Source organism: Bacillus sp. PPSBB_11 (genome assembly GCF_038023285.1).
Lineage (GTDB): Bacteria > Bacillota > Bacilli > Bacillales > Bacillaceae > Bacillus > Bacillus altitudinis.
The window spans coordinates 2,316,051-2,336,476 of the sequence record NZ_CP150633.1 but is presented as its reverse complement, the minus strand read 5'-3'; the positions used below and the strand labels follow the sequence as shown (position 1 = coordinate 2,336,476).

Here is a 20,426-nt window from a genome sequence, read left to right as displayed (position 1 = left end):
CGAGGAATGACTTGACGATCTCTTGGTTGGCAGCGGCTTGTGTTTTTCCGTCTTTCCCAAATAGTGTTATCTGACCACATACTAAATTGTGATTCATATGTATCTTTCTCATGCCTTAATTGTAAAAGTACATTCATCGTTTGGTCGGTACCATCCTGATGTAACGTAAAAGTCGAAGAAGATGCCTCTTTATTAACTAGCCGGCCATTTTTGTAGTGGCTCCCGATAAAAGTAATACTCTTATCATTCTTCGTTAATCCTTTAAGTGTAAGAGCTACTATTTCATTCGTCGTTGATGCCTCTAGTAAGTTTTTTTCTTTCTTTGTCAATTTCATTTTTTCAATAGTTACTTGGTTTTTAGAGTCAGACTCTGTTTCTATTTTAGAGACCGTTTTCTCTGTCGTTGTTGTTTCTGCAGCCTTCTCGCCGCATCCTGCTAATAGAAAAACAGTAAATAAAAGAATGCTCCATTTCTTAATCATTGATATCCCCTTTTATACATTTATTTTTTATTATACTAAAATTTGGTTTAATATACAAAAAAAGATTAGGAGAATTCTCCTAATCTTTCGCTTTTTTCTGTTTCATGGCTGATAGGAATGCCACAATGAGAAAACTGACAGCAAAAATGACAACCATATAAATAAAAAAGTTTGGTTTGATTTGGAACGTAAATGCAGACGAACCTTCCATTTCAAAAGCAAGACTGTTAAATAATAATTCATTATTTGTTTTTGATTGAAATAAGTGATAGAACAGAACACCAATGGTCAGCATCGGAAAACCTAAGAAACCTAGGAAACTACCAACAATTGCACCTTGTTTCATTGCCTGAACGTTCATGATCGTTGTCCTCCCATTCCACCAAGCAATAACTGCTTCATAATAGACTTACCATCCCCCATAAACGGAAGAAGGTAGAGCAATTGAATAAAATACGTGATTGAAAAAATGAAAAACCCTGTCGAAATTGGATTTTCTTTTAGAAATAAAACAGTCACAATGATTCCGGCTGCGCCAATGAGCCCCGGCAAAAGCGGACCAAGCAGTGTAATCCACACCTGTTTTTTCTGAAACGGATCTAAAACAGGCCTCACAAATTTCACAGACATCATATCGCTCGCAAAAAAGCCTTGAGGGCCATCCCGGCCGGCGAACTTCCGATGTGCATACCCATGCGCCGCCTCATGCAAGGCAGTTCCAGTAATTAATCCGAAATAAATAATCGTAAAATAAATCGCAATGGCTGCAATCGATGGATCAGGAATAAATAAAAAGGCGATTCCCGCCATGATCATAAAAAGCACCCAGAAAAAGATGATTTTGCGCGTCACCATCAGCAGAGCCGTACCCAATATGTGAAGAAATGAATGACCCGTGCAGTCAAACCGCTCTTTCATCTTTACTTGATACTGCTTAAAAAATTGACAGAAGGCTGTGACAGTCCGATATGGCGATTGATAATGAATCGACAGCAAGTGATGCTGATTCAGCCCCATCATCAATTGATAAAAATCGCGGGCAATCACAGACTCATCGACCTGAAACAAATCGGCGAGCTCTGCCGTAATACTCGCCTCTGTCCTTTGACCATCCACTTTCGTTAACATATGATATGCACTTTCGTTAATCGGAAGCGAACTTCCGTACTGCGTATCAGTCAAATGTCTTTTTTGTAAAGTCACATATGGCGCAAGTGCCGGCACCCGCTCAATCTTTAGCTTATTGTTAAGAAGTTCAATCATGTGAATACCTCCATGAAAAACCTTTATATATGGCAAAGATGAGCAGACATTCAAATCCTGCCACAAGCAGCCACTGAAGCATTTGACTCGATTCCCCTATCACATAGTTTCCAATAAATACAATCGGAATCATGATTAAAATAAGCGCTCCAAACGAGAAAATGCCTGTGTATGGATTATTTCGATCAAGGGGCAATAAAATACCTACCACATAAAAGAGAGCCGTTGCATTACACAAGACAGCAGCGCCAATCAACACGATCCAGATCTGATCGGGGAGCGTCAGTGTTGTGATCATAAATAAAACAATTTGGATCACACCAACGAGCAAAAGCCCGAGAAACTTATAAAGAGCCACTTCCCACGGCCTTAGACCAAACGTTTTATACATCCCAAGCATACGTTTGTCATTGCCAAATGAATTAAAAGCTGTTAACCCAGCTAGCGCACATAAGACAAAAAAAGCTTCTCCTTCAAAGCGGAAGGCAAACTGATAACGGACAAATAAAATGACAATAAGGAGGATGAGAAAGTTTAAAATATTTTCTTCATTTCTCACTTGTGACTTTATTTCCTTTACAATGAGTGACCACTTTTTCGAAGATGAAAATGGCAGTTTGTGCAAAAAGGTTAACGCTTTTTTCTCAGCCATAATTGGCATTAAAGCAAGAGAAATAAATGCGCCTCCCGCAGATAATAAGATGAAGAGGATCAACATCGCATAATTCACCCCGTCAGGAGACATCCCTTGTGCCGCTAAGAAAAACGGTGCTGTAAAATACATCAAATGATAATCAAACTGTACATATGATTGCTGTATTTGATTAATGTCGAAATGTGTCATTCCATAGGCTACAACTAGCGCTAATAAAACAAATATCGCTGCAAATTTTTGCAACGGTAATTTTAATTTTAGTACGAGTAAATAAGTCACGTTGTAAATGAGCTGAAGCAGTGTTAAGACAAAGAGCGATTGCAACAGCACCATCAAAAAGAACGTAAGAATAAAGAAAATACCGATCCCTTGTGCAATAAAATTAGGTAAAAGCAAGATCCCGATGAAAAATAAAACAAGCCCTGTCACGACTGTCACCATCGGAATGAAGTAACCAAGACTTTTTTGAAAGGTAGACAGCGGAAACCAGCTGAGCTGCATAGAAAAACGATCTTGTTCAGGTGTTCTGACTTTGATCAGCACAAATAACAAGCTTGTAAAAATGGATGCATTGATTGCCATCGACACAACCAACAACCCAAGTGAACGTTCATCTCCATTTAAGAAAGCCTTCATAAAGACACCCGTAAAACTGTATCCGATGATGGCTCCCATTGTGACTGCAAACAAAAAGAATAAGACCACAATGATTCGCTTCGTTTGAGTATCAAAGAGCTTATACATCTCCTGCTGCCACATTTTAAGCATCATTTTAGAAATGATTAATGATTTCATCAAAATGTGCACCCCTATCACTTAACATTGAAGCTTTCAGAAACACCTGTTCCAATGTGCTTGATTGATACTTTTCTTTTAAGGCTGAAACCGTCCCTTCATCCATTTTATTTCCTTTAGAAATAATGGCGATCTTGTGGCACAGCTCTTCCGCTGAAAGCATATCATGCGTTGAAAGCAAGATTGCACCATGGTGCTCGGCATAACGTTTCATTAGTTTCTTTGTGTTTATAACCGCTTCAATATCAAGTCCTCTAAAGGGCTCATCCATGATCACTAATTGACTCTCAAGCATAAAGGCAGCAATCAGCTGTGTCTTTTTTTTCATTCCATGGGAATAGGTTTCAATCGGTCTTGATAAAGCTGATTCCATATCAAACAATTCAATTAGTTGATTTCTTCTTTGAATTGTTTTACATTCATACATAGAAGAAACGAAATCTAAATATTCAGCACCAGTCAATGCTTCAGGGAGCAGCAGATCATCTGGAACATAGGCGACTTGTTTTTTAAAGGATGGATCATCATTTGTGACGTCCTTGATATGAATGGTTCCTTCTGTATGCTTAATGATGCCGAGTACACAGTTAATCATCGTTGTTTTACCGGATCCATTTGGTCCAGCCACAGCAACGATTTGATGAGGGGCAATTTTTAAATGAAAATCATTGACAGCAGTCACGTTATTTTTATACGTCTTGGTTAAATTCTCGATCGTAAACATATAACCTCCAAGTGTCTGCATATTCTTTAAAAACAGATCAGGCTAAACCGCCCGCCACAGACGGTTTAGCCCTGGTGTCTTATCTAAGAAGTAAAAAGATGAATCCTAAGTATAGCTACTTACATTCAATTTGGACTTTTAAGCCACTTTCCCACTGAACGGCTCCTGTAAAGCTACCCTTGCCGTTTGCTAAACACCAAACTGCTGCTCCTAGAACAACTGTTGCTCCCAATCCAAGAAGGACAGCAACAAATACTAAGAACCAAGCTTGGTCCATAATAGCAGGTTCCATAGTGGAATAGTCAACTTGCGGCGCTGCATAAGTCATACTTTTCACCTCCCAGCTTATGATGATCGTATCATAGGCGTCACACTCCAAACATCAACAGAAGATCCCATTTTTGACCGAACGTATTTTCGTGTAAAATGTGACTTTTTATTCAATTGTTCATGTTCAACTGTATAAATTCTCCCTTTTTTACTATTTTTCACCACAACATAAGAACCACAAGACCCAAATATTGGCAATGAATCCATCTTTTTTCTGCCTTTTTTCAAATAGTTCATTTTCATCATCTCTTCTATTTAATCTTTCATTTTTTTGAGATAGAAAGAATTCCCCCGATATATCAGATATAAAAGTCCTAATTATATGTCGTTAACACATCAAATACGACATATTAACTGATAATTCCAACAAAAGAGTGAGCATATTTTCCTTCTTCTCTTGTCTCTTAAAATATGTATATACAAGAAAACCTATTGGGAAAAAAGCCCTTGCCTTCTTCCACAGCACATATCATTTTACTTGCATCTCTTTCTATAAAAAAAGCAAAGCAGCCCGACAAGTATGACTGCTTTGCTTTCATTTATGAGGAACTTGCAGCAGAGGCTGTATCAGGAAAGTAATTGTTCCCAATAATTTCACCAGCAGGAACGTGTGGTCCTGCATCACCATTTCTTTTAAATGGGAGAAGCGGGAAAACAAGTTCTGCTAAATAATAAGATTCTTCTAAGTGCGGATAACCAGAAAAGATAAATGTATCAATACCTAGAGACTGATATTCTATTATACGTTCTGCTACTGTATGCGGGTCCCCGACGAGCGCTGTTCCTGCCCCGCCTCTAACTAAGCCAATGCCTGCCCAAAGATTAGGGCTAATTTCAAGCTTCTCTTTATTCCCTTGATGTAATTCAACCATTCGTTTTTGCCCTACTGAGTCCATCCCTTGTAAAGTCTTTTGCGCCTCATCAATAGTCTCTTGATCTAAATGACGAATCAGATGTTCCGCTGCCTGCCAAGCTTCATCTTCCGTTTCTCTCACGATCACATGAAGTCGAATACCAAACCTCACCGTTCTTCCTTCCTTTTCAGCCTGCTTTTTCACTTGTGCGATTTTCTCTTTTACTTGTGCAGGCGGCTCGCCCCAAGTTAAATAAACATCTGTATGTTTTGCAGCGGCTTGAATGCCTGCTTCTGATGATCCTCCAAAAAAAACGGGTGGATGTGGTGTTTGAGCTGGTGGAAATAGCAGACGTCCATTTTGTGCTTGCAGATGCTTCCCTTGAAACTGAACATTCTCTCCTTTCAATAACCGCTTCCAGATGGTCAAAAATTCTTCTGTTGCCTCATAGCGTTCATCATGAGAAATGAATAGCCCGTCTCCTTCAAGTTCTTCTTTACTTCCTCCCGCTACAACATTGATCAGCAGTCTCCCGCCTGAAAGCCGATCAAATGTGGAGGTCATTCTAGCAGCAACAGACGGCTGCATCAACCCTGGCCGAAGAGCCACAAGAAACTTTAAATGAGTTGTCTCTGCAGCTAAAGCGGCCGCTGTCAGCCATGGATCTTCACAAGATCTACCTGTAGGCAGCAAGACCCCTGTGTACCCAAGCTGATCGGCAGCTTGAGCAATTTGTTTAAAATACGGATAGTCTGCCTGTCTTGCCCCTTTCGATGATCCTAAATAACGCCCATCCCCATGCGTTGGAATAAACCATAGAATATTCATCATATCGCCTCCTATTATTTTTCACCTTGATAACTTGTGCGCCATTTGAGCAGTCGCTTTTCTAACAGCCGTACAAATGAATCAGTCATCTTACCAACTACCGCAAAGATGATAATCCCTACAAACACTTTATCCGTTTGCGAGAATTGTCTTGCATCCATAATCATGTAGCCGACTCCACTACTCGACCCCATCAATTCAGCCACCACTAAACCAAGCCAGGCAATGCCTAATGAAAGCCTCACGCCCAGAAGAATATGAGGAAGGGCAGCAGGTAAAATGAGCTTTGTGATATTTTGATACAGATTAAACTCTAAAGCGCGAGCCACATCGAACAGCTTGTTATCTACACTGCGAATTCCTAGAAAGGTATTGATATAGATCGGAAAAAAAGCCCCAAGTGCAATCAATAAAATTTTCGCTGATTCATCAAAACCAAACCAAAGAATAAATAAAGGAGTCACCGCTAAATGAGGAACTGTTCTCAGCATTTGCAAGGTCGGATCTACATACTGCTCGGTTTTCCTAGAAAAACCGACACACAGACCCATCACAAGCCCTAAACCTCCCCCAAGTAAAAACCCGCATATTGCTCTGTAGAGACTGATGTAAAGATGGCCAAACAGCTCACCGGAACGAATCAACTCACGAAAAGATTCCGCAATGACAGTGGGTGCAGGTAGTACAGTAGAAGAAACGATTTGGGAAGCAGCAGCTCCCTGCCAAATCGCAATGAGTAAAGCAGGTAATACAAGTCCTTTTAACATGATGAAGGATGAAGCTTTTCTCCTTTTTTTCTTCATTCGCTCGGTTTTAGTCACAAGGGCTGGGTTAGATGCAGCTTTCATCAACTCTTCTCCTCTTTCAGCATTTTTTCAATAAACGAATTATCTACCACCTGATTGACATCAATCTTCCGCTGAATCGCCTTTGTTTGATATTGAAAATCAGCTGTATGCTGCTGGGCGTTTATGATTTTCTTAGAAATGGGCTCATTGAGCGGCTCTGTATTGTTTAATACTTGTGTCACCACCTTCTGATCTAATTGTTTCAAACGAGCATAAAGTGTAATGGCTTCCTGTTGATGATCTTTCTGCCATTTCACCGCTTTGTCATATACTTTTAAAAATTGCACCACTAGTTCAGGGTGTTCATCGGCAAACTTGGTTCTGACAAGTGTGAATCCAGGTGAATATAAATCGGTCGCTTCTCCATTAACCAGTAGCTTTGCTCCCTTTTCTATCGTTTCAAGTGATAAGAACGGCTCCCAGATCGACCAAGCATCAACTGACCCATTTTCAAACGCAGATATTGCCTCATCCGGCTGAAGCTGAATGATCTGGACATCCTTTGCAGATAAACCTGCCTGATCTAATACTTTGTATAAAAAGTCAAAACCACTGCTTCCTTTGGCAACGGCGATTTTTTTCCCTTTTAAATCTTCTACTTTTTGAATCTCACTGTTCTTATTCACTAAAATCCCATTCGCCTTTAACCCATCCTGAGATAAACCAATTTCCTTAAAATCAATACCTGCTGCCTGACCAGCTATAACAGGTGAATTACCAACCTGTGAAAAATCTAATTGATTGGCGGCAAGCCCTTCGAATTGGGGAGGACCACTTTGGAACTCCACCCACTTGACTTTCACACCTTCTTTTTCAAATGATTGCTCAAACCACCCTTTTTCCTTTGCTAAAAGAAGTGGGCTTAGACTTTGCTGAATCCCAATCCGAATCTCTTTCGGCTTGTCTTCTGATCCATTCGCTGCTTGACCACACCCAGCTAATACAAGGAGGATACCCAGAAAGAGAACGATCCTTTTTTGCCTTTTCATTCGATTTGACCTCCTTAAATTCCTGAGCCATTCGTCAGTAACAGCTCATCTGTTTTCTCAAATTCTGAAAGCACCTTTTGTCTTAAGCTCTGAAAAGCTGTTGACGTTCTATTCCGCGGGAATGGTAAGTTCACGGGAAGGATTTTATGAATTCGGCCGGGTCTTGCTTGTAACAGCACAATTTCATTGGCTAAATAAATGGATTCGTCAATATCATGAGTGACAAGCACCATCGTTGTTCTTTTCTCCTGCCAAATATCCAGCAGCACATCCTGTAAGTGTTTCCGTGTAAATGCATCTAGCGCACCAAAAGGTTCATCAAGCAATAAAATCTCCGGATCACGCAGGAGTGCTCTTGCAATAGCAACACGTTGTGACATCCCGCCTGAAAGCTCATGTGGATAGGCGTGTTGAAAACCTTTTAACCGAACAATGTCAATTAATTCATCCACTTTGCGGCGAACAGCTGCTTGTTTTAAATTGAAATTGGCAGCGATATTTTCTTCGACCGTTAACCATGGAAATAAGCGATGCTCTTGAAAAATAAAGCCCTGTTTCATTCCTGGTTCTGTCACACGCCTTTCTCCTATCACGATCTGCCCATCATAATCTGTATCAAGCCCTCCAATCATCTTCAGCAATGTACTTTTCCCGCAACCGCTCGGACCAATCACCGTCACGAATTCACCAGGAACGATGGTGAACCTTACGTTTTCAAGCACTTGAATGGTTTGTTTGTCTTTCCAAAAAGACTTATCCACAATATCAATGGAAATAGTCAATGCAAGTTCACTCCTCTTGTCATCAGATAGATACACAGAAAGGCCCTTATCCCAAAAGAGAGATAAGAGCCTTCGTTTTGTCCGATCAGCTTTTCATATTGAGTTGTTAGCACCATCCTAAATCATATTATTCCTATAAATCAACTATATTTTATAAAATGGTTATTTCGACCTTGTATGCTTTTCATCAATACGATCGTAAATTTCTTCTATTCGTTCTTGATTGCTGTAAATCTCATATTTGTTCCGCTCAATCAAAATGTCTAATGTGATATCCAAATGTTTTCTGTATTTTTTTCGTTTTTTCTTTTTCTCCATCTTCAGCTTCCTTCCTGATTAAAATAAAAAAAGGCCCTTCACTCATGCCTGAGTGAACGAGCCTTCGGTTGACCGATCAGCGATTCTTATTGATATTTTCAGTATGCTTATGTTAATACATACTATTCCGACATGTCAACTATATTTATTGTTTTTTCAGATTTATCTAAAAAATGATTGACCGGGCAGTAAACAAGATTTATAGTCTTATTAAATATTTCTTATTAAAGTAGTTGGTTTTATCTAACAAAAGGAGGATACACACATGTCAGAAGAACTTCAATTTCGTTTAGAAACAAAAGCAATTCACGCAGGTCAAGAACTGGACTCAGCCACCTATTCAAGAGCTGTACCTATTTACCAAACAAGCTCTTTCGGTTTTAGAGATAGTGAGCATGCGGCGAATTTATTTGGACTTCAGGAACCCGGTAATATTTATTCACGTATTATGAACCCGACAAATGATGTGTTTGAAAAACGGATCGCTGAGCTTGAAGGTGGAATTGGTGCACTTGCTGTCTCCTCAGGACAAGCAGCGACCACTTACTCCATTTTAAACATTGCAGGAGCTGGTGACGAAATCGTATCCTCCAGCAGTCTGTATGGCGGCACATATAATTTATTTGCGCATACCTTGAAAAAGCTTGGAATAACAGTAAAGTTTGTGGATTCCTCAAACCTTGAAGAACTTGAAGCAGCCATTACAGATAAAACAAAAGCAGTGTATGCAGAGAGCATCGGAAATCCAAAAGGCGACATTTTACATATTGAAGCCGTATCAGCCATTGCACACAAGCACCACATCCCTCTAATTGTGGATAACACACTTGCAAGCCCTTATTTGTTAAGACCGATTGAATTTGGCGCAGACATTGTCGTCCATTCAGCGACGAAATTCATCGGCGGCCACGGCACATCCATTGGCGGCGTCATCGTCGACAGCGGTAAGTTTCCTTGGGGTGATAGCGATAAGTTCAAAGGCCTGACGGAACCAGACCCAAGCTATCATGGCCTGACGTATACGGAAGCAATTGGCGAAGCGGCTTATATCACAAAAGCACGTGTACAGCTCTTACGTGATCTAGGGGCGGCTTTATCACCATTCAACTCATTTTTACTCTTGCAAGGCTTAGAAACCTTGCATCTACGTCTTGAACGCCACAGTGAAAATGCATTGAAGACAGCACAATTTTTACAAGATCATCCTCTTGTAGAATGGGTCAGCTATCCAGGTCTTGAAGGCCATGAATCCTTTGAGCTGGCTCAAACTTATTTACCAAAAGGACAAGGTGCCATCCTCACATTCGGCATTAAAGGTGGCAAAGACGCAGGAAAAAAACTCATTGATTCGGTTCAGCTTTTCTCACATCTTGCAAACGTAGGCGACTCTAAGTCACTCATCATCCACCCTGCCAGCACAACGCATCAGCAATTAAGTGAAGCAGAGCAAAAAGCCACAGGGGTGACACCAGAACTTATTCGTTTATCTGTTGGAACAGAAGCGATTGAAGATATTCTGGCAGATCTAGAACAGGCGATTTCAAAAAGCCAGTCTTAACCAAACAAAAAAAGCACACACCTGTGTGCTTTTTCTTATTGACTAGTGATTGATTAATCGAATATCTTGGAAGGGATAAAACACGAATGATGTTGTCCCTTGAATATCACTCTTTGTAAAAAGACCTAAACCGTTGCGACTGTCCATTGAGTTTTGGCGGTTGTCACCCATGACAAAGTACTTTCCTTTAGGAACTGTAAGAGGACCGAAATCAGGTGTCAGCAAGGTGCCATCTGCGGCAGCTTTCTTTTTGTTTGATGCTAAATAAGGCTCTGCCACTTTTTGACCGTTCACATATAGCTGGTCATTTTTCATTTCGATTTTATCACCAGGTAAACCAATCAATCGTTTCACATAGTGAGTACTGCGGTCTTCCCCATCAAGAACGATGATCTGTCCGCGTTTATAATCGCCGAAGTAATCGACTGTTTTATTCACAAACACCCGCTCTGTATTATGCAGTGTCGGTTCCATAGAAGTCCCCTTTACAATATAGGGTGCGAATAAAAAGTTACGAATGATAAAAACAGCAATAAATGCGATTAAGATGGCTTTGATCCAGCCCCATAATTCTGATTTCTTTTTTTGTGTTTTTGTATTTGTTGTCATAAGCTCCTCCTGAAATCCCCTAGGACAAAATGAGTTATCGCCAGCTGACCGCTGACGCCACGCTTGTTTCTCCCTAAATATAAACATATTTTGCCAACAAATCAAGCTGTAAGAGAGAAAAAGGCAAGCACCTTTCTGTGCTTGCCCAAAACTCAGTTAGTTAGCAGAAGAATCCGCTTCTGTCTCTTTGTTTGTTTTACCATAGAAATAATCAGATGGATTCACTGGTTTAAAATCAGATAGCTTATGGAATCGAAGAAGATCCCTGTATAGTACTTTATCTGACAAGCTTAACTGATTATCAACACGGGCTTTAATCGCTTCTGTCTTTTTGTTTTGTTTCACCACTTTACCCGTTTTTGTATCGTAGACCGTATTATCTACAAGGGTATATTTTGGTGTCACATAGTTTCCGTTACGGAATGCAACAGTTTGATCATGCTTCTTAGAGAATAAATCTGTTCCAAAATTCACGTACTCATTTGAATCAATACCTTGTAAGTGAAGAAGCGTCGGCATCACGTCTACTTCACCGCCATACGTATGATTCACGCCGCCTTGTTTCCCAGGGATCCGAATCATGAGCGGTACACGCTGATTTTGTGCATTTTGATATGGCGTAATTTCTTTCCCTTGAATCTCACTCATTGCACGGTTATGGTTCTCAGAAATACCGTTATGATCACCATATAATAGAATCACTGAGTCTTTATATAGACCTGATTTTTTCAAGTCCTTAAAGAATTGTTCTAATGACTCATCCAAGTATCTCGCTGTTTGGAAATAATTATCCACTGTTTTATCGCCAGTTGTTGCCTTAGCGATTGTCGCATCTTTCTCATCTAAATTAAATGGATAATGGTTGGTCAATGTCATTAAGTGTGCGTAAAATGGCTTTTTCATTGATTCTAACATTGGGATTGATTCTTTAAAGAATGGTTTATCCTTCAAACCCATGTTTACAAGGTTTTCTTCATCCATGTTGTAATAAGATGCATCGAAGAATTGATCAATTCCCATATGTTTATAAATCGTGTCACGGTTCCAGAAAGATTTATAATCCCCGTGAAGCACTGCACTCGTATAGCCTGCTTTTTGATCTAAGATGGCAGGAAGTGATTGGAAGGTATTTTCACCTTTTGTCACAAACGCTGCACCCTCTGGTAAGCCAAACATACTATTATCCATCATGAGCTCAGCATCAGAAGTCTTCCCTTGACCAGTCTGGTGGAAGAAGTTATCAAAATACGTAAAATCTTCTTTTCCATGAGCTAGTTTGTTTAAAAACGGCGTCACTTCTTCTCCATTTAACTTGTAGTCAATTAAAAATGACTGGAAGCTTTCTAAATGGATTTTGATGATGTTTTTCCCTTTAGCTTGACCAAAGTATTCTGCATTTGGTTTCGCATAGTGAGAAGTCGTATAGTTCACGACATCCGTTAAATCATCACTACTCGCATTTGCTACCTGCGTTGCATTTTGTGCGGTTTGCACGCCGTCATAAATCGCATAGTTATAAACACCTAAATATTTCACAATGTACTTATGATCAAATGTTCTCGTCAATAATTCTGGACGATCTTTTTCAGCTAAGTGTAGGTTAACGAAGAACAGTCCAACACCTGCAGCCACAATCAGCAGTGCGAAAGTTTTTTTCATTTGGAACTTCTTCACTTCTGGTCTCCAAATGACAATGGCAATTAAAATGATGATATCAAGGAAGTACAAAAGGTCATGCGGCTTAATACTTGCTAACACACCGCCAGTCATACCTCCCCCAAGATTACCGGCTTGTTTCATTGTCGGGAATGTTAAAAAATCATCAAAGAAACGATAGTACGCTACATTCGCATATAAAAGTGCGGTCATAATAAAATCAATGACAATTAAAACAATGGCCGATTTACGCCCCTTCAAAAAGAGAGCAAGTCCCAAAAACACAATGGCTGAACTGAATGGATTTAATAAGAGAAGACCCTCTTGAAAAGATCCCTTCACTCCTAAATTAAAGTCCATTTTGTAGGCTGTGTACGATTTTGCCCAAAATAGAAGAACAGCCAAAACAAAAAAGCTATATTTGTTCATCAATATTTTTTTCATAAAACCTCTTCTTTCTTATTTTCGATCTGATATAAATGAAATCATAAAAAATTTACATTGATTTTGCAAATGTAAATCTTCTGCACCAAGCATTCCGATGCTCTTTTCTCCGCAGGTTACATGTGCTCCTTTAATATAACGAATAAGAAGCATCATAAGTTTCAAAAAAAATACGAGTAAATAAAAGGAAAAATATCCATTTACATTAAATTTACTGCCGCTTCATGTTTCAGAGAATGATGAAGGTTTTGTAAATCACTCAGTACTACTTTACTTTTTTCATCTAATCGTGTCAAAGTAATTATAAAGAAAAGGAAGAATCACCTAGGCTTTTCGACTCACTTAGCCAAATTTATACAAAATCCGAACCGATTTGCTTTTTTATTGTGACTCAACCTCCAGCAATCCATGTATCCTCTCTGTTGCCACAAACCTAAAAAACAGTTTTAAGCAAAAAAAGCTTGATTTCCCCTGCCAATGTACGGTGTGATAAAGATATAGCTCCATCAAATAAATCAAGCTGGGGGACATCCTATGAAATCAAACAAACAAGTCAACATATTTGAACAAAGATTCTCAGAAGAAGTGATAGACATCATGGCTGTTACAGGACCTTCTGGAGTCGGCGCAGGAAAAGCTGGAAAAGAAACTTTTTGGACTGCTTCAATCCCACTCATTGCATGGAAGGAAAAAGACCGCATCATAACCGAAAAAGTGAGACTGTGCTGGTTAACAGATGAAAAGGGATTACGAGAAAAACAAGCGCAATTACATAAAGAATCTATCGTCACACTTCAAGTACGTAAAGGTGAAGGTGAATTTATGCTCGTTTCACTTGTTGATACAGATACTGAAGATAAGGAACTTCAAGAAATATTAGAAGAAGCTCAACAACCTATCTTTTACCACCATGACAAGCTGGGTACTTTTGAATTAGTGAAAGGACTGGACTTATTTGAAACAACCATCCAGTGGGGCAATGAGGAGTGCCTTCTTTACTTCAATCTTGAAGAAGAGGAAGAAATGAATGACTCTCTGAAAACGGCTAGACAACTCGTAGAAGAGCAGACAACATGGGATGCCTCCATGAAGTCATATGCAGCAAATCAGTTGATTGAACTAGCAAAAGATTGGCAGGAACAAGACGACTCCGCTGAAAATTCAGAAGAGATCACACCGAATCAATTTATCAGCCGCATCTCTCTTGAAAGCCTCCATGCTTATCCAAATGGAGAATTCGAAGCCTACTATCATGACGGAGATTTATTTTGGGGACATGTCATCATTGTCTCTGGCAATATGAATGGAACGTTTCAAGATGCACACATTGCTGGCTAAAGAATGGAGGATAGATAAATGAAGATCAAAGCTTTTGACGAATTAAATCAACTAGGAAAAACACCTATTGTAGCCAAAATAGGCGGGTTTCGCCCTGATCCATCTAAGTACAGCTGGTTTGCTGGTCATTTTTTCATCCAACGTGATAAAGGGTGGCCGGCAGATCAAGATGGAGCTATGATTCCCATTTTACAAATGTATTTACCCGAAGTACCAGGGGGAATGAACGGCTTTGATGAATGTAAGATGATTCAAATTTTCATCAACAAGAAAACCCTTCCGATCGATATCGCCAAAAACGGTGAGGGCTGGAAACTCATTGAATATTCATCAATGGAAGGATTAGAAATCGCTGAGCCCCCTGAAGACGTGAAAGGAATGAAACCTTTCCAGATAGAGTGGCTCGAAGGGGAACAACCGGATTATCCATGCTGGGAGGAAGCTTGGTCATACGTTGACTTATCAGAGGTTAATGAAAGTGAAGAAGCGACAGATCATTTCTTCGAGCATTACTCAAACTACTCGTTTACAAAAATCGGTGGATACGGAGCTTACATCCAATCTCCTCCCCACCAGATGTCAGGAGAATTCATGCTGCAAATCGCATCAGAAGAAAAACCTCGGTTCATGATTGGTGATAACGGCACGATGTATTTCTATTACGACAAAGAAAATAAAGAATGGTTCATGCACTGGGATTGTTTTTAAAACCAATTGAAAGGAACCATTCCCCTTTCTAAACGTAATAAACGATATGAAGGGGGTCAGTGATATGGGATTCATTTTAGACATCTTCAATCTTGCTCTGTATATCCCTTTTTTACAGGTAGATGAAGATGATATATCACGGAATGCAGCACAGCTAAAAAAATACAGCTGGTTTCAAGCGTTATTAAGTGATCAAACGAGCAGAGAGCTGATCATTTATGATCAAGGAGTCCGCCGTGTAATTGGTCAATTTAAGACGAGTAAACTCCATAAGAAGCCATACAACATCAGATGCGAACGAAAGGTACAACAAGCCATACACCGTGCCATGTCAAAACACGGGAAGATCCGCACTTAGCTGTGGCTCTTTCCGTACAAATGTAATAAATCCTTTTGAAGAAAACAATTGACGCTCGGACAACTCTCCCCGTATATTATGTATAAATCCAACTTTTTTTTAGAAAAGGGGGCCTCACATGCGCTTGTTTAAGAACTGGAGAAAAAAGCAGCACAAACAGCCGATTACTTCAGATACGCAAGAAGACAGCATCCCAATTAATTTTTCCACCCTTCCCTTTGGCACAGACACCATAGATGATTTTTTGTTCAACTTAGACCTAACCTCAAAACTGATAGATCCATACAAAGAAGCAGACACGAACAAATAGAACCTCAACTTTCGTGAACCCTCATCCAATATTGGATGATTTTTTTATACTTAGAGGAAGGTGTACCCCCTATGAAGACATATTATTTCGTCAGACACTGTCAAGCAGATGGACAATCCGAGGATGCGTCTTTAACGCCTCAAGGCATCACACAATCGCATGAACTCGCACAGCTTTTTTCCGGCATTCAGCTCAACCAGATCATCTCAAGTCCTTATAAACGAGCGATTCAAACCGCTGAGCCCCTTGCTCATGCCAAACAGATAAAGGTACAAATTGACAAACGTCTCTCTGAACGTAGGTTAAGCAGTCAACCAATGGAAGATTGGTATGAAAAACTAAAGCTCAGTTTTTCGGACATGCATATGACCTGTGAAGGCGGAGAGTCGAGCCAAGAAGCGATGAATCGTATTGTAGAGGCACTCTATGAACAAATAAAATTAGGAAGAGATCATACTTTATTCGCCACTCATGGCAATATTATGAGCCTGCTTCTAAAACACGCCGATCCCGCAATTGGATTCAAGGAGTGGGAACAACTAAGCAATCCAGATGTCTACATCCTGAAATATTTTAAACCAGACCATGTAGAAATAGAAAGAATATGGCATAAATAAAAAAGGCAGGGTTGATCCCTGCCTTTTTCTTATGAAAAACAACTATTGGTGATAGTAAAATGTCTGTACCCACTCATAGGGCTTCTTACGATCCGCACACCATTTTATAAAGCCATTTGTCTCCGTCTGCTGAAATTCCTTCCAGTCCGATAAAAGCTGGTTATAGTAGACTGCTAGTTTTTCAACATTGGTTTGAACCTTTTTATCTTCGATCAGTTTCATGACATCTTGAATCCCTTGAATTCGCTCATGATCTTTCTCATAGGTGCTTAAATAAAGATCTTCATGTATATGATGAAACGAATACCACAAAGCCGAGAAATAGGTTTCGCAAATTTGAACAATCACTCGCTGCTCTTTGCTGCCTCCCAGCTCTAGTGCCTTCAATAAATAGGGCAGCCCTTCCCCCTGATGCACAAACAAGCCTTGCCATCGATACGGTCTGGCATCCATTGGATCAATATTTTCCCACTCTTGAAGAACAGGGTGGATCACCCCATGTACCAATGGATACACAAGCAAATGATGACCATCCTCAAAACGTTCAATGTAATCAAACAGCCAAGCAACAAATGAACGCCGTGCTGTAAATTCGTTCTTATTCATCTCTTCAACAAAAGACTGAAGAACCTTTAACGCATCTTTACGCAGACCCTGTTCTTTCCTGACACAGTACTGTCTAAAAAGCGGATAATCATGTGATCGCTCATCTTCAATAATAGTCTGTAATATCGTCTTCGTTTGCAAGATAACAACTCCGCCTCTTTACATTCATTCTATTGAACTATTATAACCAATTGTAACATCCACATGAAACTAGTAAAAAGATGAGTTGTCCTTTTTCTTTTATAAAACCCTTGGCATCCTCAAACCCATTCTTTTCTGTGCTCATGAATGAATTGTATGTCTTTTTGATAATGTTCAAGGTGCCCGTCATGAATCATTTTTTGAAAGGCTCTATCCCCTTTACTCGCTTTTCGTTTCATGTATTGACATAAACCTTCTAAACGCAGCAACACCATGTCCACATAATCTTCTGGTATTTCCTCACCATAAGCTTCAAAAAACAGTTTGACTCTATACTTTATATGGGCTGCATGCTCTAATGAATGATAATTTACGACATCCCCTGTTTCAGTACGAAAAAACCTACTGAGAGGGACACAAGTATAGAGAGTATATGCAATATCCCAAAGCCTTGGACCAGGGGCAGCTACATCAAAATCAATGATTCCCACTGGCTTTTTATTTTTGAAAATGATGTTGTACATCGCAAAATCATTATGGCACACAACCTCTATGTTGTTAGGCGTATTGTCCATTCGTTCCCAATCGTCTGAAATGGGAAAATCACAAACAGCATCATGGTACAGTCTAAGCATTTTCGCTATTTCTTTTAAAGCATTGTGAGAGCACATGTATTCTTTTAAGGGATCATGACCGGCCACACCTTCAATGAAGGACAAGATCTCTCTACCTTTTTCATCAACCCCTAAAAACGTTGGAGCATAGGAGAAATTCTTTTTTTCTAAATGCTTTAGCAGCTTTTGTATATTCATATTGTCTGACTTTACCTCTCTGCGAACCGTATCTCCCGAACGATATACGTTGGAGACATTTCCACCTGTCAATAACTCTTCATGATCATTTTGTTTTTTCATAAATTCTCCCCCAAACTGGGTCACAATGATGATGCAAGCTAAAGATGTGCATGTACCCACAAATATTCATTTAGTTACACAAAGGTAATTCACTGTTTTATGTGAATGCGCTACTCCATTCTGTTTCCTTATATGGTTAAATGTATCGTACCAAATGTTGCAAATCATCTAAAGTTTATTCTGTTAAAAGTAGTACATGCTCATTCTCTTCTAATAGGATTCTATTTTCATCTAAATAACTCATTTAAACCACAAAAAAACGTTTCACCACGAGGGTGAAACGTTAGGTTCACGGTAAAAATCAAACTTTTAATAGATACCGGTGGCCGGAGTCGAACCGGCACTCCGTGATAAATTTTTCCAAAAAGGCAAGGTATACCCTCTTAAGGTAAAGCAGCCGTTAATGAAATAAGAATTAAAGTTCTTCTTGATATATTGCTGATTTTATCGGCTTTAAAGTCAAAGGAATTTTAAACTCATGAATACTTTCAATATGATTAAAAAAATGATCTATATCGTCATAATCCATTGACCATTCTTCTACCACCTTTAACTTTTTTAACTCGCTTGTTGGTTTAAATAAAAATTCACAGTGCAGTTGTTCCATGTGAGAATAATCATCTTCTTCATAAATTGTAAACTGACGTACAAAATCAAGATGAAATAGTTCCTCTCCTGTAAAATCATAGACACCACACTGAAATAAAATTTCTTTATCTTCTTCGCCCTCAACGGTCTCCTTTGAAAAAGCCTTAAATGTTTCCCAAACCTTATTTATCTCATCGGTATCTTCACCGATGCTATCTTTAAGATAACTTTCAGCATTTTTAACCGTAATCATTACAACACCTCCTATGTACAATTGATCCAATCCATCTTCAATTGTCCTGCCCCTTTAGTTTAATCATAAGGTAACCATCAATAAAGTAAAAGTTAATCTCCTTAGAATGACTCTCAGTAAAAACTGTTTTTTCACCATTTGAAGTAACTTTGTCATGTGATAAACTAGCTAAAAACAAATAAAAAACGCCTCTCTACAATCTGTAGAAAGACGTTTTAAACGTTAATATTCTTTAATTCTTCTGTAATTGACGATAATAAAGAATATCTAAAACTAGATACCGGTGGCCGGGGTCGAACCGGCACTCCGTGAGGAACACGATTTTGAGTCGTGCGCGTCTGCCAATTCCGCCACACCGGCATGATCATTAAAGAGCGCAACTTATAATAAATAAAAAATGGTGCCGAGGGCCGGACTTGAACCGGCACGGTAGTCACCTACCGCAGGATTTTAAGTCCTGTGTGTCTGCCAATTCCACCACCCCGGCAGTCTTTTCAAAAAAGGCGACACCCGGATTTGAACCGGGGATAAAGGTTTTGCAGACCTCTGCCTTACCACTTGGCTATGCCGCCATAATTGGAGCGGAAGACGGGATTCGAACCCGCGACCCCCACCTTGGCAAGGTGGTGTTCTACCACTGAACTACTTCCGCATATCAACTGGGCTAGCTGGATTCGAACCAACGCATGACGGAGTCAAAGTCCGTTGCCTTACCGCTTGGCTATAGCCCAATAATAAAATGGGGCGATTGATGGGAATCGAACCCACGAGTGCCAGAGCCACAATCTGGTGCGTTAACCACTTCGCCACAACCGCCATAGATGTTATGAATCATATAATTGGCAGGGGCAGTAGGAATCGAACCCACACCGGAGGTTTTGGAGACCTCTGTTCTACCGTTAAACTATGCCCCTATGAAAATAAAAATGGTGGAGGGGGGCGGATTCGAACCGCCGAACCCGGAGGGAGCGGATTTACAGTCCGCCGCGTTTAGCCACTTCGCTACCCCTCCACATTTGAAAAACAGTGCCGGCAAGAGGACTTGAACCCCCAACCTACTGATTACAAGTCAGTTGCTCTACCAATTGAGCTACACCGGCAAATAGTGGTGGCTCGGGACGGAATCGAACCGCCGACACACGGATTTTCAGTCCGTTGCTCTACCAACTGAGCTACCGAGCCAAGTATTCTTTTTAAAAAATGGCGGTCCGGACGGGACTCGAACCCGCGACCTCCTGCGTGACAGGCAGGCATTCTAACCAACTGAACTACCGGACCAATAAAGAGAAATTTGGTTGCGGGGGCAGGATTTGAACCTGCGACCTTCGGGTTATGAGCCCGACGAGCTACCGAACTGCTCCACCCCGCGACGATATAAAAGATATGGTGGAGGATGACGGGCTCGAACCGCCGACCCTCTGCTTGTAAGGCAGATGCTCTCCCAGCTGAGCTAATCCT

General features: G+C 40.1%; 21 protein-coding genes, 12 tRNA genes and 1 pseudogene. 6 read left to right on the top strand and 28 right to left on the bottom strand.

Going from position 1 to position 20,426, the window contains the following annotated elements:
- The 11 genes and pseudogenes from V7L95_RS11425 to V7L95_RS11375 all read right to left on the bottom strand — a co-directional run.
- A pseudogene (locus V7L95_RS11425) lies at positions 1-482 on the bottom strand (hypothetical protein); the annotation flags it as partial.
- Between the two features lie 79 nt (positions 483-561).
- A complete protein-coding gene (locus tag V7L95_RS11420) occupies positions 562-843 on the bottom strand; it encodes a hypothetical protein (protein ID WP_008349089.1) in 282 nt (93 codons plus the stop codon).
- Positions 840-1,745, bottom strand: coding sequence for a PqqD family protein (locus tag V7L95_RS11415; protein WP_058213955.1), 906 nt, complete (start codon positions 1,743-1,745; stop codon positions 840-842). Before V7L95_RS11415 ends, V7L95_RS11420 begins: the two co-directional genes overlap by 4 nt.
- Positions 1,738-3,195, bottom strand: a complete 1,458-nt coding sequence (locus tag V7L95_RS11410; protein WP_017360381.1) for a hypothetical protein — start codon at positions 3,193-3,195, stop codon at positions 1,738-1,740. Before V7L95_RS11410 ends, V7L95_RS11415 begins: the two co-directional genes overlap by 8 nt.
- Positions 3,173-3,919: an ABC transporter ATP-binding protein gene (locus V7L95_RS11405; RefSeq protein ID WP_008349096.1), complete on the bottom strand. Its 747-nt coding sequence runs from the start codon at positions 3,917-3,919 to the stop codon at positions 3,173-3,175. The genes V7L95_RS11410 and V7L95_RS11405 overlap by 23 nt, the downstream gene beginning before the upstream one ends.
- Before the next feature lie 115 nt (positions 3,920-4,034).
- Positions 4,035-4,247 carry a hypothetical protein gene (locus tag V7L95_RS11400; RefSeq protein WP_003211695.1) on the bottom strand — a complete coding sequence of 71 codons (213 nt, stop codon included), beginning with the start codon at positions 4,245-4,247 and terminating at the stop codon, positions 4,035-4,037.
- Positions 4,248-4,788: 541 nt separating this feature from the next.
- Positions 4,789-5,931: an FMNH2-dependent alkanesulfonate monooxygenase gene (ssuD, locus tag V7L95_RS11395; RefSeq protein WP_017360383.1), complete on the bottom strand. Its 1,143-nt coding sequence runs from the start codon at positions 5,929-5,931 to the stop codon at positions 4,789-4,791.
- Between the two features lie 14 nt (positions 5,932-5,945).
- Positions 5,946-6,734, bottom strand: a complete 789-nt coding sequence (locus V7L95_RS11390) for an ABC transporter permease (protein WP_224559741.1) — start codon at positions 6,732-6,734, stop codon at positions 5,946-5,948.
- Between the two features lie 44 nt (positions 6,735-6,778).
- Positions 6,779-7,768: an aliphatic sulfonate ABC transporter substrate-binding protein gene (locus tag V7L95_RS11385; protein WP_017366896.1), complete on the bottom strand. Its 990-nt coding sequence runs from the start codon at positions 7,766-7,768 to the stop codon at positions 6,779-6,781.
- Positions 7,769-7,782: 14 nt separating this feature from the next.
- The gene (locus tag V7L95_RS11380; RefSeq protein WP_076822005.1) at positions 7,783-8,550 is read right to left on the bottom strand and encodes an ABC transporter ATP-binding protein; all 768 of its coding nucleotides are present in this window, start codon (positions 8,548-8,550) and stop codon (positions 7,783-7,785) included.
- Between the two features lie 162 nt (positions 8,551-8,712).
- Positions 8,713-8,868 carry an FbpB family small basic protein gene (locus V7L95_RS11375; protein WP_034647783.1) on the bottom strand — a complete coding sequence of 52 codons (156 nt, stop codon included), beginning with the start codon at positions 8,866-8,868 and terminating at the stop codon, positions 8,713-8,715.
- A gap of 265 nt (positions 8,869-9,133) precedes the next feature.
- Between V7L95_RS11375 and V7L95_RS11370 the strand changes: the two genes are divergently transcribed.
- Entirely contained in the window at positions 9,134-10,426 is a 1,293-nt protein-coding gene (locus V7L95_RS11370; RefSeq protein ID WP_019743963.1) for a homocysteine synthase, read from the top strand.
- A 42-nt stretch (positions 10,427-10,468) separates the two neighbouring features.
- On the opposite strand, the gene lepB is transcribed toward V7L95_RS11370, so the two are convergent.
- Together lepB and V7L95_RS11360 are read right to left on the bottom strand one after the other, a co-directional pair.
- Positions 10,469-11,035, bottom strand: coding sequence for a signal peptidase I (gene lepB, locus V7L95_RS11365; protein WP_017360387.1), 567 nt, complete (start codon positions 11,033-11,035; stop codon positions 10,469-10,471).
- A 156-nt stretch (positions 11,036-11,191) separates the two neighbouring features.
- On the bottom strand, positions 11,192-13,135 hold the full coding sequence (locus V7L95_RS11360; protein WP_340966406.1) for an LTA synthase family protein: 1,944 nt from the start codon (positions 13,133-13,135) through the stop codon (positions 11,192-11,194).
- 534 nt (positions 13,136-13,669) lie between these two features.
- On the opposite strand from V7L95_RS11360, the gene V7L95_RS11355 reads away from it, so the two are divergent.
- From V7L95_RS11355 to V7L95_RS11335, 5 genes are all read left to right on the top strand, one after another.
- Positions 13,670-14,473: a DUF2262 domain-containing protein gene (locus V7L95_RS11355; RefSeq protein WP_340966404.1), complete on the top strand. Its 804-nt coding sequence runs from the start codon at positions 13,670-13,672 to the stop codon at positions 14,471-14,473.
- An 18-nt stretch (positions 14,474-14,491) separates the two neighbouring features.
- Complete coding sequence (locus tag V7L95_RS11350; protein WP_255836073.1) at positions 14,492-15,181, top strand: DUF1963 domain-containing protein; 690 nt, start codon at positions 14,492-14,494, stop codon at positions 15,179-15,181.
- A 64-nt stretch (positions 15,182-15,245) separates the two neighbouring features.
- Complete coding sequence (locus tag V7L95_RS11345; protein ID WP_024719925.1) at positions 15,246-15,539, top strand: hypothetical protein; 294 nt, start codon at positions 15,246-15,248, stop codon at positions 15,537-15,539.
- A 118-nt stretch (positions 15,540-15,657) separates the two neighbouring features.
- Positions 15,658-15,849 (top strand): hypothetical protein, encoded by a 192-nt coding sequence (locus V7L95_RS11340; RefSeq protein ID WP_024719924.1) that lies wholly within the window; start codon positions 15,658-15,660, stop codon positions 15,847-15,849.
- 71 nt (positions 15,850-15,920) lie between these two features.
- A complete protein-coding gene (locus tag V7L95_RS11335) occupies positions 15,921-16,466 on the top strand; it encodes a histidine phosphatase family protein (RefSeq protein WP_017366891.1) in 546 nt (181 codons plus the stop codon).
- 42 nt (positions 16,467-16,508) lie between these two features.
- Here V7L95_RS11335 and V7L95_RS11330 read toward each other — a convergent pair whose 3' ends face one another.
- The 15 genes from V7L95_RS11330 to V7L95_RS11260 all read right to left on the bottom strand — a co-directional run bounded on the left by V7L95_RS11330 (position 16,509) and on the right by V7L95_RS11260 (position 20,337).
- The gene (locus V7L95_RS11330; protein WP_206114255.1) at positions 16,509-17,213 is read right to left on the bottom strand and encodes a hypothetical protein; all 705 of its coding nucleotides are present in this window, start codon (positions 17,211-17,213) and stop codon (positions 16,509-16,511) included.
- A 119-nt stretch (positions 17,214-17,332) separates the two neighbouring features.
- Positions 17,333-18,127 carry a phosphotransferase gene (locus V7L95_RS11325; protein WP_251186131.1) on the bottom strand — a complete coding sequence of 265 codons (795 nt, stop codon included), beginning with the start codon at positions 18,125-18,127 and terminating at the stop codon, positions 17,333-17,335.
- A gap of 415 nt (positions 18,128-18,542) precedes the next feature.
- Positions 18,543-18,968 carry a hypothetical protein gene (locus tag V7L95_RS11320; RefSeq protein WP_041093294.1) on the bottom strand — a complete coding sequence of 142 codons (426 nt, stop codon included), beginning with the start codon at positions 18,966-18,968 and terminating at the stop codon, positions 18,543-18,545.
- 278 nt (positions 18,969-19,246) lie between these two features.
- Positions 19,247-19,328: transfer RNA gene (locus V7L95_RS11315), tRNA-Leu, on the bottom strand.
- A 38-nt stretch (positions 19,329-19,366) separates the two neighbouring features.
- Positions 19,367-19,455 (bottom strand) — tRNA-Leu (locus V7L95_RS11310).
- Positions 19,456-19,469: 14 nt separating this feature from the next.
- A tRNA-Cys gene (locus V7L95_RS11305) sits at positions 19,470-19,540 on the bottom strand.
- A gap of 5 nt (positions 19,541-19,545) precedes the next feature.
- Positions 19,546-19,620 (bottom strand) — tRNA-Gly (locus V7L95_RS11300).
- A gap of 7 nt (positions 19,621-19,627) precedes the next feature.
- A tRNA-Gln gene (locus V7L95_RS11295) sits at positions 19,628-19,699 on the bottom strand.
- A gap of 9 nt (positions 19,700-19,708) precedes the next feature.
- Positions 19,709-19,784, bottom strand: a tRNA-His gene (locus tag V7L95_RS11290).
- A 24-nt stretch (positions 19,785-19,808) separates the two neighbouring features.
- Positions 19,809-19,882: transfer RNA gene (locus V7L95_RS11285), tRNA-Trp, on the bottom strand.
- Positions 19,883-19,895: 13 nt separating this feature from the next.
- Positions 19,896-19,980, bottom strand: a tRNA-Tyr gene (locus V7L95_RS11280).
- A 15-nt stretch (positions 19,981-19,995) separates the two neighbouring features.
- A tRNA-Thr gene (locus V7L95_RS11275) sits at positions 19,996-20,068 on the bottom strand.
- A gap of 6 nt (positions 20,069-20,074) precedes the next feature.
- Positions 20,075-20,150 (bottom strand) — tRNA-Phe (locus tag V7L95_RS11270).
- A 19-nt stretch (positions 20,151-20,169) separates the two neighbouring features.
- Positions 20,170-20,246, bottom strand: a tRNA-Asp gene (locus V7L95_RS11265).
- A gap of 14 nt (positions 20,247-20,260) precedes the next feature.
- Positions 20,261-20,337: transfer RNA gene (locus tag V7L95_RS11260), tRNA-Met, on the bottom strand.
- Between the last annotated feature and the right edge of the window lie 89 nt (positions 20,338-20,426).

Bases quoted from the DNA above. Each gene is read 5' to 3' on its own strand.
- V7L95_RS11405 (WP_008349096.1), bottom strand. From the start codon at position 3,919: ATGTTTACGATCGAGAATTTAACCAAGACGTATAAAAATAACGTGACT.
- V7L95_RS11375 (WP_034647783.1), bottom strand. From the start codon at position 8,868: ATGGAGAAAAAGAAAAAACGAAAAAAATACAGAAAACATTTGGATATC.
- V7L95_RS11335 (WP_017366891.1), top strand. From the start codon at position 15,921: ATGAAGACATATTATTTCGTCAGACACTGTCAAGCAGATGGACAATCC.
- V7L95_RS11320 (WP_041093294.1), bottom strand. From the start codon at position 18,968: ATGATTACGGTTAAAAATGCTGAAAGTTATCTTAAAGATAGCATCGGT.
- V7L95_RS11400 (WP_003211695.1), bottom strand. From the start codon at position 4,247: ATGACTTATGCAGCGCCGCAAGTTGACTATTCCACTATGGAACCTGCT.
- V7L95_RS11325 (WP_251186131.1), bottom strand. From the start codon at position 18,127: ATGAAAAAACAAAATGATCATGAAGAGTTATTGACAGGTGGAAATGTC.
- V7L95_RS11350 (WP_255836073.1), top strand. From the start codon at position 14,492: ATGAAGATCAAAGCTTTTGACGAATTAAATCAACTAGGAAAAACACCT.
- V7L95_RS11360 (WP_340966406.1), bottom strand. From the start codon at position 13,135: ATGAAAAAAATATTGATGAACAAATATAGCTTTTTTGTTTTGGCTGTT.
- V7L95_RS11415 (WP_058213955.1), bottom strand. From the start codon at position 1,745: ATGATTGAACTTCTTAACAATAAGCTAAAGATTGAGCGGGTGCCGGCA.
- V7L95_RS11340 (WP_024719924.1), top strand. From the start codon at position 15,658: ATGCGCTTGTTTAAGAACTGGAGAAAAAAGCAGCACAAACAGCCGATT.
- V7L95_RS11370 (WP_019743963.1), top strand. From the start codon at position 9,134: ATGTCAGAAGAACTTCAATTTCGTTTAGAAACAAAAGCAATTCACGCA.
- V7L95_RS11385 (WP_017366896.1), bottom strand. From the start codon at position 7,768: ATGAAAAGGCAAAAAAGGATCGTTCTCTTTCTGGGTATCCTCCTTGTA.
- V7L95_RS11355 (WP_340966404.1), top strand. From the start codon at position 13,670: ATGAAATCAAACAAACAAGTCAACATATTTGAACAAAGATTCTCAGAA.
- lepB (WP_017360387.1), bottom strand. From the start codon at position 11,035: ATGACAACAAATACAAAAACACAAAAAAAGAAATCAGAATTATGGGGC.
- V7L95_RS11410 (WP_017360381.1), bottom strand. From the start codon at position 3,195: ATGAAATCATTAATCATTTCTAAAATGATGCTTAAAATGTGGCAGCAG.
- V7L95_RS11345 (WP_024719925.1), top strand. From the start codon at position 15,246: ATGGGATTCATTTTAGACATCTTCAATCTTGCTCTGTATATCCCTTTT.
- V7L95_RS11390 (WP_224559741.1), bottom strand. From the start codon at position 6,734: ATGAAGAAAAAAAGGAGAAAAGCTTCATCCTTCATCATGTTAAAAGGA.
- ssuD (WP_017360383.1), bottom strand. From the start codon at position 5,931: ATGAATATTCTATGGTTTATTCCAACGCATGGGGATGGGCGTTATTTA.
- V7L95_RS11420 (WP_008349089.1), bottom strand. From the start codon at position 843: ATGAACGTTCAGGCAATGAAACAAGGTGCAATTGTTGGTAGTTTCCTA.